The organism is Vibrio sp. Vb0304 (genome assembly GCF_033338995.1).
Taxonomy (GTDB): domain Bacteria; phylum Pseudomonadota; class Gammaproteobacteria; order Enterobacterales; family Vibrionaceae; genus Vibrio; species Vibrio alginolyticus.
This window is the reverse complement of sequence record NZ_JAWOTT010000010.1, coordinates 144,159-159,559: the sequence shown is the minus strand read 5'-3', so window position 1 is coordinate 159,559 and position 15,401 is coordinate 144,159. Positions and strand designations below refer to the sequence as shown.

General features: G+C 45.0%; 15 protein-coding genes and 1 other annotated feature. Of the genes, 4 read left to right on the top strand and 11 right to left on the bottom strand.

Annotation, left to right across the window (positions count from 1 at the left end; genetic code table 11):
• Window positions 1-578 precede the first annotated feature (578 nt).
• Window positions 579-2,120: a long-chain-fatty-acid--CoA ligase gene (locus R7P35_RS14250; RefSeq protein WP_054577046.1), complete on the top strand. Its 1,542-nt coding sequence runs from the start codon at window positions 579-581 to the stop codon at window positions 2,118-2,120.
• 126 nt (window positions 2,121-2,246) lie between these two features.
• On the opposite strand, the gene R7P35_RS14245 is transcribed toward R7P35_RS14250, so the two are convergent.
• The 8 genes from R7P35_RS14245 to R7P35_RS14210 form a co-directional block, all read right to left on the bottom strand.
• Window positions 2,247-2,942, bottom strand: a complete 696-nt coding sequence (locus tag R7P35_RS14245; protein ID WP_005376777.1) for a Crp/Fnr family transcriptional regulator — start codon at window positions 2,940-2,942, stop codon at window positions 2,247-2,249.
• Window positions 2,943-3,138: 196 nt separating this feature from the next.
• The gene (trpA, locus tag R7P35_RS14240; RefSeq protein WP_213904851.1) at window positions 3,139-3,945 is read right to left on the bottom strand and encodes a tryptophan synthase subunit alpha; all 807 of its coding nucleotides are present in this window, start codon (window positions 3,943-3,945) and stop codon (window positions 3,139-3,141) included.
• Window positions 3,945-5,135 (bottom strand): tryptophan synthase subunit beta, encoded by a 1,191-nt coding sequence (gene trpB, locus R7P35_RS14235; protein WP_005445041.1) that lies wholly within the window; start codon window positions 5,133-5,135, stop codon window positions 3,945-3,947. Before trpB ends, trpA begins: the two co-directional genes overlap by 1 nt.
• A 64-nt stretch (window positions 5,136-5,199) precedes the next feature.
• Window positions 5,200-6,639, bottom strand: a complete 1,440-nt coding sequence (gene trpCF / locus R7P35_RS14230; protein WP_045387818.1) for a bifunctional indole-3-glycerol-phosphate synthase TrpC/phosphoribosylanthranilate isomerase TrpF — start codon at window positions 6,637-6,639, stop codon at window positions 5,200-5,202.
• Window positions 6,640-6,652: 13 nt separating this feature from the next.
• Window positions 6,653-7,663, bottom strand: a complete 1,011-nt coding sequence (trpD, locus tag R7P35_RS14225) for an anthranilate phosphoribosyltransferase (protein ID WP_213904850.1) — start codon at window positions 7,661-7,663, stop codon at window positions 6,653-6,655.
• A gap of 64 nt (window positions 7,664-7,727) precedes the next feature.
• Entirely contained in the window at window positions 7,728-8,309 is a 582-nt protein-coding gene (locus R7P35_RS14220) for an aminodeoxychorismate/anthranilate synthase component II (protein ID WP_213904849.1), read from the bottom strand.
• Window positions 8,310-8,325: 16 nt separating this feature from the next.
• Window positions 8,326-9,891: an anthranilate synthase component 1 gene (locus R7P35_RS14215; protein WP_054866145.1), complete on the bottom strand. Its 1,566-nt coding sequence runs from the start codon at window positions 9,889-9,891 to the stop codon at window positions 8,326-8,328.
• 126 nt (window positions 9,892-10,017) lie between these two features.
• Window positions 10,018-10,121 (bottom strand) — a sequence feature (Trp leader region).
• Complete coding sequence (locus tag R7P35_RS14210; protein ID WP_005376787.1) at window positions 10,068-10,193, bottom strand: trp operon leader peptide; 126 nt, start codon at window positions 10,191-10,193, stop codon at window positions 10,068-10,070. Its footprint overlaps the feature before it by 54 nt.
• Before the next feature lie 95 nt (window positions 10,194-10,288).
• On the opposite strand from R7P35_RS14210, the gene rnm reads away from it, so the two are divergent.
• Both rnm and R7P35_RS14200 read left to right on the top strand, forming a co-directional pair.
• Window positions 10,289-11,146, top strand: coding sequence for an RNase RNM (rnm, locus tag R7P35_RS14205; protein ID WP_005386777.1), 858 nt, complete (start codon window positions 10,289-10,291; stop codon window positions 11,144-11,146).
• Between the two features lie 59 nt (window positions 11,147-11,205).
• Window positions 11,206-11,826: an L-threonylcarbamoyladenylate synthase gene (locus R7P35_RS14200; RefSeq protein WP_005376791.1), complete on the top strand. Its 621-nt coding sequence runs from the start codon at window positions 11,206-11,208 to the stop codon at window positions 11,824-11,826.
• A gap of 93 nt (window positions 11,827-11,919) precedes the next feature.
• Here R7P35_RS14200 and R7P35_RS14195 read toward each other — a convergent pair whose 3' ends face one another.
• Window positions 11,920-12,630 carry a calcium-binding protein gene (locus R7P35_RS14195; RefSeq protein ID WP_005376796.1) on the bottom strand — a complete coding sequence of 237 codons (711 nt, stop codon included), beginning with the start codon at window positions 12,628-12,630 and terminating at the stop codon, window positions 11,920-11,922.
• 565 nt (window positions 12,631-13,195) lie between these two features.
• Between R7P35_RS14195 and rluB the strand changes: the two genes are divergently transcribed.
• The gene (gene rluB, locus R7P35_RS14190) at window positions 13,196-14,134 is read left to right on the top strand and encodes a 23S rRNA pseudouridine(2605) synthase RluB (RefSeq protein ID WP_005376798.1); all 939 of its coding nucleotides are present in this window, start codon (window positions 13,196-13,198) and stop codon (window positions 14,132-14,134) included.
• Window positions 14,135-14,321: 187 nt separating this feature from the next.
• Here rluB and R7P35_RS14185 read toward each other — a convergent pair whose 3' ends face one another.
• Window positions 14,322-14,642, bottom strand: a complete 321-nt coding sequence (locus R7P35_RS14185) for an HI1450 family dsDNA-mimic protein (RefSeq protein ID WP_005376800.1) — start codon at window positions 14,640-14,642, stop codon at window positions 14,322-14,324.
• Between the two features lie 2 nt (window positions 14,643-14,644).
• Entirely contained in the window at window positions 14,645-15,211 is a 567-nt protein-coding gene (yeiP, locus tag R7P35_RS14180) for an elongation factor P-like protein YeiP (RefSeq protein ID WP_005376801.1), read from the bottom strand.
• Window positions 15,212-15,401: the final 190 nt, after the last annotated feature.

Genomic DNA, 15,401 nt, shown 5'->3' with positions numbered 1-15,401 from the left:
TTGTTTAGCAAACTCTTTTCTTTTAACACTTCCATAACCTCTGTGCTAATAAAATGTAAAATCCTAAAATTACCCACTAACCATAAATGGATTTACGGATAATTATCTCGCCTTGCTTTTTACACTTATCGTTTACAATTGGCAATATGCAGCAAGGTATTATTGATGGATTAATCGATATTTTATTGACGAACGATAAAGTTTTGTTCAATAGCAAACGTTTGCTATTGATTTTTCTTATAAGGGTCGCGCTTAGGATTGTTCAAGTTTATTTTTCTTTATTTGTTTTCTTTTTGTTAATTTTAACCGCTTTTGTATTTGCTATTGCAGTCAGAGTTTTTAGTGACTTGGGTTGATATTTATAACAATTCATCTCTTTCAAGCTCACACTTTTATTAATTTGCCTTCTGAAATGTTAATTGCTTTACATTCTTGGCTCTAATTGCGTTGTAAACGTAATGTTAAATTGTAATGACTGGTGAGACTCAAATGCTGACGATCCAGTGTTAGAGATAACTTGCTTAGTTAATGCTCCTGAGCTGATTAGACGAGAAAGACAAGTAAGAGGTGAAGAGACTATGATGAATCTTGCTGCTGCGTTACAAAGAAATGCTGCGAGTAAACCAGATAAAACGGCGTTGATATGTGGCACTGAAAAGATAAATTATGCGCAGTTTGATGCGATCGCCGGCAAGATCGCAGCGTCTTTAATCAATAAAGGCGTAAAGCCAGGTGACCGCGTTGCGATTTCATGCCCAAACATTCCTTTTTTCGCGTTTGTTTATTATGCAATACAAAAAGCTGGCGCGGTTGCAGTCCCATTAAATGTGCTTTTGAAAGCGCGAGAAATTAAGTATCACTTAGAAGATTCAAAAGCGAAGTTTTATTTCTGCTTTGAAGGGACGAAAGAACTGCCAATGGCAAAAGAGGGTGTCAAAGCCTTTGAACAAGTCGATACATGCGAAGGCATAGTCGTATTGACTCAATCTCAAGATGAAAGCTATTGGAATGGTGTAATAACTCTCAATGCGTTTATAGCCGATGTCCAACCGTTGCCGGATTATATACCGCGTAATGCGGATGATACATGTGTGATTTTGTATACATCAGGGACGACAGGCTTACCAAAAGGCGCTGAACTGACTCAGCAGAACATCATAATGAACGCTCTGGTGGCACAAAACATTATGGGCAGCCAGGCCGATGATATTCACTTAGTAACTTTGCCTTTATTTCATACATTTGGTCAAACCGTCCACTTAAATGCTAGTGTTTTGGGCGGGGCAACATTGGTGTTAGTGCCTAGGTTTGAGCCTAAACATGTTCTTGAGCTGGTGGAAAAACATAGGGTGACGATATTTGCTGGTGTGCCAACGATGTACATCGGTCTGCTTCATGTGCAGCATCAATTTGATACCTCGTCATTGCGTGTTGCAGTAAGCGGTGGTGCGCCATTACCAACCGAAATCTTTCGAACCTTTGAAGAAACATTTAATGTGCCGATCTTAGAAGGATACGGGTTGTCGGAGACAAGTCCTATTGCATGTTTTAATCATTTAGATCAGGAGCGAATACCAGGCTCGGTAGGTCAACCGGTTCAAGGCGTCGAAGTAAGAGTTATCGACATTGAAGGCAATGCACTACCGATAGGCGAAGAAGGTGAGATTGTTGTGCGTGGTCATAATGTTATGAAGGGATATCTTGACCGCCCAGAAGTTACTGAATCTGCGCTACAAAATGGTTGGTTCCATACTGGTGATGTGGGCCGCTTTGACAGTTCAGGTAATTTATTTATTGTCGATAGAATGAAAGATCTGATCATTCGAGGTGGATTTAATGTTTATCCCAGAGAAATTGAAGAAGTTTTCATGACTCATCCTGCCGTTTCAATGGTCGCGGTGATAGGGATTCCAAATGAAGAGTATGGCGAAGAGATAAAAGCCTACGTTGTACTTAAACCAAAAGAATACATTGACGCCGATTCATTACAAAAGTGGGGTAAAGAGCAATTAGCCTCGTTTAAATATCCTCGTTATGTCGAAATTCGTGAACACCTCCCGATGAGTGCGACAGGAAAGATTTTGAAACGTGAGTTGAAATCTGAATTGAATATAGCTTAGTCAATTCAATGGTTTTTGTGTCACAGCGCCACTTGCATAAGTGCAAATGGTGTTGTGCTCTTGACCAATTAGATGCATAAGGTTTTTAGCTATCGTTAGACAATACTTACCGTTTGTTGAATGGATCTATTGCTCGAGTTCTTTAAAGTATTCTTCTAAGCGTTTCGGATTGGTAATGGTTACTGAGCCATAGTTTAGCTCTAGCATCCCGATACTTTCTAATCGTTTTAGTATCTTGTGTACGCTCTGACGAGTTAGCCCCATCATGTTAGCGATATGTTCTCTTGTTACCCTGACAACGCATGGTCGAGTATCGATCGCTTGATTAAGTTGGTATTCTGCAAGCAGCAGTAACCTTTTGGCGACTCGTTCTTCAATTCCTCTAATCGCGTCATCTTCGATAACAGAAATAGCAGACCACAAGCGGCGGCTAAGTAAGTCGAGTATAGTGGGGTAACTTTGAGGGTATTTGGCGAGTAATTGGCGAAATTTATCTCCAGGAAGCTCCATTACAGTCACGTCAGAATGCGCGGTCGCACCAAAAATACGAGGCATACCGGGAGAAAAAACATTGTCTCCAAACCAGCCACCAGCTTCGAAAATCATCAGTGTGACTTCTTTGCCTTTTGAACTAATTGAGTTCACTCTCACTGCACCTTGAGCTATGACCATAAGAGAAGATTGAAGCGCACCTTTATTGCAAATCAGTGCTTTTTCGTCGAAGCAGCGAACCTTAGTCATTTGCGCTGCTTCACTAAGCCCTTTATCTGGCAGCCCTGATAGTACAGGACATTTGGCTAGCAGTGTTTTGACTTCTTCCATGTAGCAACCTTACTGCACATTGCTTTATTGAGTGAGTTAAGTTACCCAAGCTTAACACTCTTTGAGTGCTCTGCTTGAGATAGATTTGGAAAGTGCGGGCGTTGAACAAAAAATGACGTGGTATAAACGCGATAGTAAGAAAACGCCCACTAAACATAATGTTAAGCGGGCGTTGTTGTGTCATATCAAACTGAAATTATTTTTGAGTGGCAGCTTTCATTGCAGAAACGAATTCACCTAGCTTGTCGAGCATAATTTGTGGCTGATCAACGTTCGCTTCAATGATTTTTACCACGGCTGAACCAGAAATTGCACCAGCGGCGCCAGATTCTAGTGCTTGTTTCACCTGTGCAGGCTCAGAGATGCCAAAACCAAGTAGCGCTGGTGGCGCATCAAACTGGTTCAGTCTATCGAGCATATGACCTACAGGCATGTTTGCTTTGGTTTCTGCGCCAGTAACACCTGCACGAGAGAGTAGGTAAGTGTAGCCGCCACCCAACTCTGATACTTGCTTCAGTGTTTCATCACTTGCCGTTGGTGGTGCGATGAAGATTGGGTGAATACCAAACTTCTCTGCAGCAGCAACAAACTCTGCACTTTCATTGGTTGGTACGTCTGCAATCAAAACCGAATCGATGCCCGCTTTTGCGCAGCGCTCATAGAAGTTTTCGATACCACGAGAGTATACAAGGTTCGCGTACATCAGAAGGCCAATAGGTAGCTCTGGGTACTTAGCTCGGATCTTACCAATTTGCTCGAAGCAGATATCAGGCGTAGCACCAGAATCTAGAGCACGAATGTTCGCACCTTGGATAGTCGGGCCATCCGCAAGAGGATCTGAGAATGGAATACCGAGTTCTAGGGCATCTGCGCCCGACTCAACCAATGTTTCCATGATTTTGTAAGACTGTTCTGCGTTTGGATCGCAAACCGTTACGAACGGTACAAACGCGCCTTGTTTTTTCTCGTTTAGGCGCTCAAACATCTTTGCATAACGGCTCATTAGATCGCTCCTTTTTCTTCTAGGATGGCATGTACAGTGAAGATATCTTTATCACCACGACCTGATAGGTTCACAACTAACAATTGTTCTTTTTCTGGATTCTCACGAGCCATACGCAGTGCATGAGCCAGTGCGTGAGAAGATTCTAGAGCAGGGATGATACCTTCGTGACGCGCAATTTCTTGGAACGCTTCTAGTGCTTCATCATCCGTCACGTTGTCATATTCAGCACGGCCAATTGCGTTTAGATGTGCGTGCTGTGGACCAACTGAAGGGAAATCAAGACCAGCAGAAACAGAGTATGACTCTTCAACTTGACCGTTTGGATCTTGCATCAATGGCGCTTTCATACCAAAGAAGATACCCGTTTTACCGTGTTTAAGTGGTGCGCCGTGTTGGTCGGTATCGATACCTTTACCAGCTGGCTCAACACCAATTAGGCGAACGCTTTCTTCTTCGATGAAGTCAGCAAACATACCGATAGCGTTTGAACCACCGCCCACACACGCGATAACCGCATCAGGAAGACGACCTTCACGTGCCAAAATCTGATTCTTCGTTTCTTCACCAATCATGCGTTGGAAATCGCGCACGATGGTTGGGAATGGGTGAGGGCCTGCCGCTGTACCTAATAGGTAGTGCGCGTCTTCATAAGTTGCAGACCAGTCGCGTAGCGCTTCGTTACACGCGTCTTTAAGTGTTGCTGAACCCGAGTGGACAGGAATAACTTCTGCGCCCATAAGCTTCATACGGAATACGTTCGGGCTTTGACGTTCAACGTCTTTTGCACCCATGTACACGCGACACTTAAGGCCAAGTAGTGCACACGCTAGTGCGGTTGCAACACCGTGTTGGCCTGCGCCTGTTTCAGCGATGATTTCGTTTTTACCCATGCGTTTCGCAAGCAGTGCTTGACCTAACACTTGGTTGGTCTTGTGCGCGCCACCGTGAAGTAGGTCTTCACGTTTTAGGTACAGTTTGGTTTTCGTACCTTTGGTTAGGTTACGAGTTAGAGTCAAAGCCGTTGGACGGCCCGCATACTCTTGAAGAAGCGTCATGAATTCGCTGCGGAATTCTGGATCTTCTTGCGCGTCGATAAACGCTTGCTCTAGTTGCTCCAATGCTGGAACTAGAATTTGCGGAACGTACTGACCGCCGTATTCGCCAAAGTAGGCATTCAGTTTTGCCATCGTTATATTCCTTCTCGTATTTTTCGCTACGAATAGCTTTAAATTTTTTAGCTGATATCCAGCTTTAGTAGTTGCGAATGGCGGTGAAGGCCGCGAGCAACTTCTGTGAATCTTTTTTGCCTGGTGCGCTTTCTACACCAGAGTTTAAATCTAATCCCAAGCAACCTAGTGTCGCTGCTTGTTGAGCATTTTCTGGCGACAGTCCGCCCGCTAGCATAATTTGACTTGGGTCGCCGATCAGTGACCAGTCGAACACTTGACCAGTTCCGCCAGTTTGAGTGCCAACTTGCGCATCTAATAGATGGCGATCAATGTTGTCTGCTAGTAGTTCTGGCTTGGCATCAGTAACGCCGTAAGCTTTCCAAATTTCTACCGCTGCTGGCAGTTCGGCTTTGAGTTGGTTTACGTAAGCTTGGTCTTCTTGACCGTGCAGTTGCACCGCTTTTAAACCCAAAGAGGTCACGACAGAAGCAACAAAATCGATATCGTGATTTTGGAAAACGCCTACATAGTTCAGCGGAGCACCGCTCATGGTTAAGCGCGCACTCTCAAGGTCGACCGCACGCTTCGACTTCTCGACAAAAATCAGGCCACCAAATACTGCGCCAGATTGATACGCTTTTGCTGCGTCATCTGGATGAGTGAGACCACAGACTTTATTTTCGCCCAGCGTCACTTTGCGTACTGCTAGCTCTAGGTTATCTTCCGCCATCAGTGAACTACCAATCAAGAAGCCGTCTGCGTATTCCGCTAAATCACGAACTTGTTGATGTGTATAAATGCCAGATTCTGAGATTACTGTTGCGTTAGGAGCCAGTTCACGAATTGTCGGTGCCAGTTCTTTCGTACGATTCAAATCAGTACTTAGGTCGCGAAGGTTACGGTTATTGATGCCGATAACGCGTGCGCCTAGCTTAACAGCACGATGAAGCTCTTCTTCGTTGCTGACTTCGGTCAGGATACCCATGTTCAGGCTGTGTGCTGCTTCTTCTAGCGCTTTGTACTCTTCGTCATTTAGGACAGAAAGCATCAGTAGCACGGCATCAGCACTGTAATGACGTGCTAGGTAAACTTGGTAGGTATCTACCATGAAGTCTTTGCACAGAACGGGTTGTTTGACTTGACCGCGCACTTGAGGAAGAAAGTCAAAGTTGCCTTGGAAGTACTTTTCGTCTGTCAGTACCGAAATCGCGTCAGCATGGTTGTTGTAAACTGATGCAATGTAATCCAAGTCGAAGTGATCACGAATCAAACCTTTAGAAGGAGATGCCTTCTTACACTCGGTGATGAATGCCGTCTTTTCGCCACTCAGAGCATCGTAGAAACTGCGATCCGATGGCAGCAAATCAGACTGAAATGTGCTTAGCGGTTGAGAAACCTTACGGTCTGCTACCCACTGATATTTGTCGCGGACAATTTTCGCCAGTACTTCTGCCATTTCTGCTTCTTTTTTAGAAACGTGTTCAGACAGGTTGTCAGCTTGCTGAGTGTTGAAGTCAGTCATCTTCTTCAATTCCTTAAGCGTGTGCGGCAAGTTGTTGTACCAATTGGTACGCCTTGCCTGAATTCATTGCCTCAATCGCTTGTTGCGTGTTGGCTTTTAAATCTTCGTGGCCGAATAGACGCATTAGCAGAGCAACGTTTACTGCCACTGCACCCAATTGTGCGTCTGTACCTTTACCCGTCAGAATATTGGTAATGATCGCTTTGTTTTCTTCAGGATCGCCACCTTTGATTGCTTCTAGTGGGTGCGCGTCTAGACCGAAGTCTGCAGGCGTTAATTTGTATTCTGTGATCTCACCGTCTTTGATTTCGGCAACGGTTGTTTCACCGTGAATCGCGACTTCGTCCAAGCCACTGCCGTGTACTACAGCGGCGCGCTTCATACCCATTTGTAGCATGGTTTCTGCGATAGGACGAACCAGTTCTTCACTGTAAACGCCCATCAATTCGATGTTAGGACGAGCAGGGTTAATCAGTGGGCCAAGAATGTTGAAGATGGTGCGTGTTTTCATGGTTTGACGCACTGGCATCGCATGGCGCACACCACCGTGGTATTGAGGTGCAAATAGGAAAGCAACACCGATCTCGTCTACTGCTTTGCGCGTATCTTCTGCGCTCATTGCTAGATTGATACCAAATGAATCAAGAAGGTCAGAAGAACCCGATTTGCTTGAAACGCTGCGGTTACCGTGTTTCGCCACTTTTAGACCACATGCTGCAGCAACAAACGCCGCGGTGGTTGAAATGTTGATGGTGTTGTGACCGTCGCCGCCCGTACCTACGATATCTGCGAAATCGTAGTCTGGGCGAGGGAATGGGTTTGCATTTGCCAGTAGTGCTTTTGCCGCGCCTGCAATTTCATCTGGCGTTTCGCCTTTGATTTTTAGTGCAGTCAGTGCTGATGCCATCAAAATTGGGTCTAGCTCACCACGGATGATGATGTCGAACAGCTGTTGGCTCTCTTCCTGAGTAAGCGATTCTTGCTCGTACAGTTTGGTAATAATAGGGTTGATGATTGCTTCCATATTTCCTCTCCTAAATTTCTTATGTGCCAAGTGCTTTTTAAGCAGTGAGTGGGTTTACTGAAGTTTATTCTTCAAGCGCCCATTCAATGGCATTGGCCAACAGTGTTGCTCCGTAGGTCGTCATAATAGATTCCGGGTGGAACTGGAACCCGCAAACTTTATCTTCTTCATGTACAACAGACATTACCAAGTCATCCACTTCTGCTGTGATGGTTAGGCTCTCAGGAACCTTGGTTGCAACTAGCGAGTGATAGCGCGCAATTGCAAGTGGTGATGGTAGGTTTTGGTAAATCGCATGGTTTTGGTGCTCCATCATAGAGACCTTACCGTGAATAATTTCGCCCGCGCCAGCAACGGTGCCGCCGTACGCTTCGACAATCGCTTGGTGACCAAGACAAATGCCGATCATCGGTACTTTGCCTTTCATGCGTTGGATAAGCTCTGGCATTGAGCCTGCCTCTGACGGTGCACCAGGACCTGGTGATAGCAGAAGCACTGGGTTTTCAAGCTCGTTTACTGCTTGTTCGATGGTTTCTGCTGGGATGTTGTTTCGGTAAATCTTGACTGAGTGACCTAGCGAGCGGAACTGATCCACAAGGTTGTAGGTGAACGAGTCAAAGTTATCGATAAAAATGATATTAGCCATCTCTGAACCCTATTCCTTATTGTGACTTATGCGCTGCTTGGATAGCAGAGATTACCGCTTGCGCTTTACCGCGCGTTTCGTCTGCTTCCGCTTGCGGATCAGAGTCGAACACCACGCCAGCACCGGCTTGAACTTGGGCAATACCGTTCTCAACGTACGCTGAGCGGATTACGATACAAGTATCTAATGTACCTTCGCCAGTAAGGTAACCCACAGCACCGCCGTAGCTACCGCGTCGTGCGCCTTCTACATCGCGAATCAACTGCATGGCACGAATCTTAGGTGCGCCGGTGAGCGTACCCATGTTCATACATGCTTGATATGCGTGCAGCGCGTCTAGGTCTTCACGCAGTTGACCAACCACACGAGACACCAAGTGCATTACGTGGCTGTAGCGGTCGACTTTTAGAAGGTCTGCTACGTGGCGAGTACCAGCTTGAGCAATACGAGCGACGTCGTTACGTGCCAAGTCAACCAACATCATGTGTTCTGCGTTTTCTTTCATGTCGGTGCGCAGTTCAAGTTCGATGCGGCTGTCTAGGTCGAAATCAATCTCGCCGTTAGGGCGCTTACCGCGGCGACGAGTGCCTGCGATTGGGTAGATTTCAATTTGGTTGGTATCGGTTTCATACTTAAGCGCGCTTTCTGGTGATGCGCCAAACAGAGTGAACAGCTCATCTTGCATGTAGAACATGTAAGGGCTTGGGTTACTTTGTTTCAGTTCTTTATAAGCAGCCAGTGGAGAAGGACAAGGTAGAGTGAATCTACGAGACGGTACAACTTGGAATACATCGCCTTTCACTACGAACTCTTTTAAGTCGCGAACGGTTTGGCAGAAGTCTGCATCAGACACGCTAGGTTCTACCGTTACATCTGTTATTTGCTCTGCACTCGGCAACAGTTTTGGCGCTGCACATTGGGCGCTAATTTCTGCAATACGAGTCTCTAACGCTGTTTTCTCTGAACCATCAACAAACAACGTCGCTTGAAGCTGGCAAGATTCCGTTTGATGGTCGACAACAAGTAGTGTTTCCGCGACGTAGAAAACGTAATCTGGACACTGATTTGTTGCTTCGGCATTACCAAGCGGCTCAAAGTTTGCGACTAAGTCGTAGGCAAACAGACCACCAAGGAAAATTGCGTGTTTGTCTTGCTGTGAAATATCAAAACTATGCTGAACCAAACGCAGCGCATCGAAAGAAGAGGCTTCACGTAGGCGAGAGTCTTCATCTAACGTGTCGCATGGCTGGTTAAACCGCAAAGTTAGCGTTTCGCCATCGAACTTGCTCTCAACGTCACCACGGATGTTCTGGTTTAGGTGAGACAGTAGGTTTTTACCGTTATTGGTCAAGGCGTGCATGCTAACGGTATGGCCGAAGCAAACAATGCGAACCGCTGAATCTACGATCAGCAGGGATTTTAAATTTTGCTTTGAATCGATCTCAGCAGATTCCAGCAATAGGCTGTCAGTTTTGTTCTCACATAGTGTGTGGAACAAGCGAGTCGGGTCTTGAGTATAAGGGACGGAAGCCGTTAGCACTTCAAGCTGTCCAAGTTTCTTAATTTCAATGGCCTTGTTCACAAGACCTCCTTGTAGCTGTTTAAATCTTCCTGCCGTACATAGTCGCATAAAGCAAACGTTCTCCCAATCTAGAGTTGGCTATATTCGATTAATGTTTAGGCAGTTGAATGTGAAATGAGCAACAAAACAAAAAAGCCCGCTTAAGTAGCGGGCTTTACAACGTTTGGTTCTATAAACTAGAAGTATACGTTTGCCCACCAAGAACTAGTCCAAGTGCGCCACCAAGCAAGATCTGATGAGTTTGCCTTATTAAGACAAACCGCAACTTTCGCTTTTTGGTTTTGGTTAAATTCTTGTAACATGGTGAACCTTAAATTACGTACTTTGTATTTGTGTACTAGTTAACTAGTGCGAGAGTAAAAAGTCAACCCCAAAACGGCATTAAAACGATAAAAATATGAGAATTGATTTACATAGTCACACCACTGCATCGGACGGTCGGTTAGAGCCTAAAGATTTAGTGGAAAGGGCGCTGAGTTTTGATATCGAGGTTTTGGCGATCACTGATCACGATACGGTTGACGGTTTGGCGTTAGCTAAGCAATACGTTCAAGATAATAATTTGCCGATAAAAATCATCAATGGCATTGAGATATCGACCGTCTGGCAAAACAAAGACATTCATATTGTCGGCCTGAATATCGATCCGGAAAATGAACAATTATCTGCCCTCATAGAACAGCAGAAGCAGCATCGCATAACACGATCTGAGTTAATTGCAGAGCGACTACAAAAAGCAACTCGAGTAGGTGTGCTTGAAGAGGTAAGGCAAATCGCCGGTGATGCTCCAGTGACAAGAGCGCATTTCGCGAAATGGTTGGTAGATAATGGTTACGCAAAAACCATGCAAATGGTGTTTAAAAAATACCTAACGCGTAATAACCCAGGTTATGTACCACCGAATTGGTGTTCGATGAAGGATGCGGTTGATGCTATCCATGCGGCTGGTGGAATGGCGGTATTAGCGCATCCTGGTAGATATAAGTTGACAGCGAAGTGGATTAAGCGTCTTCTAGCAGCGTTTGTCGAAGCGGGTGGTGATGCGATGGAAGTTGCACAGCCACAGCAAGCGCAACAAGAAAGGCGCAACTTGGCTGATTATGCTATACAATACAAACTATTAGCCTCTCAAGGCAGTGATTTTCACTACCCATCACCGTGGATGGAGCTAGGAAGGAACCTATGGTTGCCTGCTGGCGTCGAACCAGTTTGGAAAGATTGGGGAATAGATCCTTCGTTGAATAATACTCAGTAATACGAAGTCGAGAACCCATAAAAATATAGAGCCGAGAGGCTCGATAATGAGGAATTACAATGAGCCAGTTTTTTTACGTTCACCCAGAAAACCCACAGGCTCGCTTGATTAATCAAGCAGTAGCAATCATTCGTAACGGCGGCGTTGTGGTTTACCCTACTGATTCAGGGTACGCACTTGGCTGTCAGTTGGAGAACAAACAGGCGCTGGAACGAATCTGTCAGATTCGTCGTCTGGATGATAAGCATAACTTTACTTTACTGTGTCGTGATTTGTCGGAGCTTTCTCTCTATGCGCGAGTGGATAACTCTGCATTCCGACTGCTGAAAAATAACACACCAGGTCCTTACACCTTCATCTTCAAAGGCACAAAAGAGGTGCCGCGTCGTTTGATGAATGCAAAACGTAAGACCATCGGTATCCGTGTTCCAGACAATCAAATTGCCTTGGACTTGTTGGAAGCATTAGGTGAGCCGATGATGTCTACGTCGTTGATTCTACCTGGCAGTGACGTAACAGAATCTGATCCAGAGGATATTCGAGATAAACTAGAACATGCGGTTGATGTGATTCTTAATGGCGGTTACCTAGGTGAACAACCTACGACTGTAATTGACTTTAGCGAAGGTGAACCTGTTGTAGTTCGTTTGGGATCTGGTGACCCTGCACCATTCGAATAGTAGACGCACATCATCGTCAAACAAAATAGGAGGCATCGCGCCTCCTATTTTAGTTGTCATATCGAATATCTCATTGAACTTAACTGATTGAGGTTAAGCGAAATCGAAAATGTCGATACCATTTTGTTCTGCATAGTTGATGTATGCAGAGCTCACACCGTTTAGTGTCACTTCAACATTGTATTCATCACTTGAGAATACTGCCCAGCCACACTCATTGTAAGATAAAGTCAGATCATCCGCTGAATCCAAGAACGTATCTCGAATGCCATCGTTATCAGTGTCTCGGCCCATATCAAAGACAAGTTTGTCATGGAAAATATTAAAATCGACAATGTCGGCTTTGACATCAATATCGTTGGAAGATACTGGCTGATCAGGTACACCAATAGCCAGGCGGTTTGTAAGCACGAAGGTGTCGTCTCCACAGCCACCGCTCAGTACTGATTCACCATCACCAACAACGAGGGTGTCGTTACCCCAGCCACCACTCAAGTAGTTGTTGCCTGAATAATCAAAAATTGTGTCGTCGCCACAGCCACCAAAGAGTTTGTCGTTTCCTAATCCTCCGGATAGGAAATCGTTTCCAAAGCCGCCAGAAACAAAGTCGTTACCTCGGCCACCAAGCAAGGTATCATCTCCCCAGCCACCGAAGACAATATCATTACCTCCGTATCCTACAAACTTATCATCACCACAGAAGCCGAAGAAAATATCGGTTGTTTCAGAGCCTTTTGTGCCTGTCATATCGTCATCTTGAGATGTCCCAAAAATCCAATTTAGGTCGAGATTTAGCATAGACATTGTTCTATTCCTTTTTGTCTGATTTATGCCAATCGCCGAGAGTGCAGAGCGAACCTAGAGAGTCAGAGTACACGATAGCATTAGTGTTATTTTTGATGTGAACTAATGACTTAAAGACAATTTTTGTCTTGTTACCCACGACCGTGCTTTGCTATGAGCGCTCATTGTCTGCGGTGATTGGTATTACTTAGCAGCAAACAGGGACGGCTTATTCTTCGTTGCTTTCTAGCAATACGAACAGTAAACACACCCCAAGTGGTTATTGTTGTAACCCTGACAATTTTATCAGGTACCGCGTGGTTAAAGTGGTTCAGGAAGACCGATATTAGTGGGATTCTCGTTGAGCAATGCCTGCTTTAAGTAGTAAAAAAGTTGCAGAATAGGACAAATATTTCGGTCATTTTTGATGTGAATTTTGGTGTGGAGAATGGCGCCGATTTAGCTTACATTAACTAAGAAAGTTACGTATAATGTCCGACCGAAAAATCCCACTGAAATGGGTAAATAGCAAAATGCAGACCAATCCTGGTCTAGACGTCTGTGAAGACGACACATAGGTAGATAAATGAGCGAAAAGTTACAAAAAGTATTAGCACGTGCTGGTCACGGTTCTCGTCGTGAGATTGAATCGTTAATTAAATCTGGTCGCGTTAGCGTGAACGGTGTAGTCGCTAAGCTTGGTGAAAGACTTGAAGACGAGAGCAGCGTAGTTCGTATCGATGGTCACATTGTCTCTGCAAAGATTCAAGAAGAAGTGATTTGTCGTGTACTTGCGTACTACAAACCTGAGGGTGAACTGTGTACTCGTCACGATCCAGAAGGTCGTCGTACTGTTTTTGATCGTCTGCCAAAAATTCGTGGCTCTCGTTGGATTTCAGTTGGTCGTCTGGATGCGAACACTTCTGGTCTTCTACTTTTCACAACGGATGGTGAACTGGCGAACCGCTTAATGCACCCAAGCCGCCAAGTTGAACGTGAATACCTAGTACGTGTGTTCGGTGAAGTAACTGAACAGAAAGTTCGTAATCTAGTAAAAGGTGTTGAACTGGAAGACGGTTTAGCTCGCTTTGAAGATGTTGTTTACGCGGGTGGTGAAGGCATGAACCACACGTTTTACGTTGTTATCAACGAAGGTCGTAACCGCGAAGTTCGTCGACTATGGGAATCGCAAGAGTGTACCGTTAGCCGTCTGAAACGTGTTCGTTACGGCGACATCTTCTTAGACAAGAAACTGCCTCGTGGCGGTTGGATGGAGCTTGACCTGAAAGAAGTAAACTACTTGCGTGAGCTTGTAGAGCTTCGTCCAGAGAAAGAAACCATGCTTGATCTGAACAAAGACAACACGTCACGCAAACGTGAGCGTGCACGCAGCCAAAAAATTCGTCGCGCAGTTAAGCGCCATGAAGAGCGTGTTAACACGCCAAAAGGTCGCAGCAACAACCCTTCTCGTCGTAAGCCGAAGAAGACTGCTGGTGACCAAGGCGCACGCAACAAGCATCGTTAATCGATAGCAAAACATCAGAAAGGCTTGCCAATTCGGCAAGCCTTTTTCTTATCTGTTACATAACAAAAGGATCTAAAGCCGATATAGAGCAGGGTGCTTTGGATAAACAAATATCTCAGCTAAACAAAAACAACAGATAAAAAAATACCAGCACTAGGCTGGTATTTTTGTTCATGATGAAGAAACGTTAATCGCGTTTCCAAAGCATATGGCAGAACTTATGTTCAGGGTCTCGGCTGATTAGCATACGAGCAAATACGTCATCAAGAACGTCATTTTCCTCATTTACTAGGCCGATACGAACCTCTGCATATACTTCTTTGTCGATCTCGAAGCCAACATGTTCAACCCAGTCATCACCGGTTTCAACAAGTTCTGCGGCACCACGATCTTCAAATTGCGCAGTAAACAGAATCACGTCAGCAGGCTCTAGGTTATCTGGAGCCATCTCAAGGAAAATGTCGTACGCTGCGTCGATGACGTCGTCGTAAGAAATCAAATCAGACATGCTTATGCTCGGCTCATGTATTTACGTTCAGCTGTGTTAATGATAACACGGTCACCAGTTGCAATGTACTCAGGAACCTGGATGACAAGACCTGAAGCGAAGCGTGCTGGCTTAGTGCGAGCAGATGCAGAAGCACCTTTGATTGAAGGGTCAGTTTCTTCAATCACTAGCTCAACAGAAGATGGTAGTTCAATACCCACTGCAGCACCGTTAACAAGGATAATGTGGATACCTTGTGTATCTTCGTTGATGAACAGCATGTCGTCTTCAACTTCATTGTGCTTGAATGTGTATTGTGAGTAGTCTTCGTTATCCATGAAGATGTGCTCATCGCCGTCAGCGTATGAGTACACAACTGCACGTTTGTTCATTTCTACCGTTTCAACAACGTCATCAGACTTGTAACGCTCATCTACACGTGCGCCCGTGTTTAGATCTGTACAACGCATTTTGTAGATTTTAGCGCCGCCACGACCGCCTGGAGTCGTTACTTCGATGTCTTTAACTAGAAGAGTTTTACCATTAGACTCGATTGCGAAGCCTTTTTTGATTTCACTTGCCTTTGGCATTGTATATTCCTATTCATACTTATTAAGCAAAACTCGGTGATTATAGCGCTAAGTTAGCCGCCTAGCATTAAAATTCATTGCAGAAATTTGTTGTTACTCCCATGACTAAACACCTGAATGGACTTGATTCAGTGAGTCGGCTAAGAGAACATATAGCCCAACTTCTTGAACCATCTGAGAACACGTTTTA

Coding starts and splice junctions, on each gene's coding strand:
- R7P35_RS14250 (WP_054577046.1), top strand. CDS start 579: ATGATGAATCTTGCTGCTGCGTTACAAAGAAATGCTGCGAGTAAACCA.
- R7P35_RS14245 (WP_005376777.1), bottom strand. CDS start 2,942: ATGGAAGAAGTCAAAACACTGCTAGCCAAATGTCCTGTACTATCAGGG.
- trpA (WP_213904851.1), bottom strand. CDS start 3,945: ATGAGCCGTTATGCAAAGATGTTTGAGCGCCTAAACGAGAAAAAACAA.
- trpB (WP_005445041.1), bottom strand. CDS start 5,135: ATGGCAAAACTGAATGCCTACTTTGGCGAATACGGCGGTCAGTACGTT.
- trpCF (WP_045387818.1), bottom strand. CDS start 6,639: ATGACTGACTTCAACACTCAGCAAGCTGACAACCTGTCTGAACACGTT.
- trpD (WP_213904850.1), bottom strand. CDS start 7,663: ATGGAAGCAATCATCAACCCTATTATTACCAAACTGTACGAGCAAGAA.
- R7P35_RS14220 (WP_213904849.1), bottom strand. CDS start 8,309: ATGGCTAATATCATTTTTATCGATAACTTTGACTCGTTCACCTACAAC.
- R7P35_RS14210 (WP_005376787.1), bottom strand. CDS start 10,193: ATGTTACAAGAATTTAACCAAAACCAAAAAGCGAAAGTTGCGGTTTGT.
- rnm (WP_005386777.1), top strand. CDS start 10,289: ATGAGAATTGATTTACATAGTCACACCACTGCATCGGACGGTCGGTTA.
- R7P35_RS14200 (WP_005376791.1), top strand. CDS start 11,206: ATGAGCCAGTTTTTTTACGTTCACCCAGAAAACCCACAGGCTCGCTTG.
- R7P35_RS14195 (WP_005376796.1), bottom strand. CDS start 12,630: ATGTCTATGCTAAATCTCGACCTAAATTGGATTTTTGGGACATCTCAA.
- rluB (WP_005376798.1), top strand. CDS start 13,196: ATGAGCGAAAAGTTACAAAAAGTATTAGCACGTGCTGGTCACGGTTCT.
- R7P35_RS14185 (WP_005376800.1), bottom strand. CDS start 14,642: ATGTCTGATTTGATTTCTTACGACGACGTCATCGACGCAGCGTACGAC.
- yeiP (WP_005376801.1), bottom strand. CDS start 15,211: ATGCCAAAGGCAAGTGAAATCAAAAAAGGCTTCGCAATCGAGTCTAAT.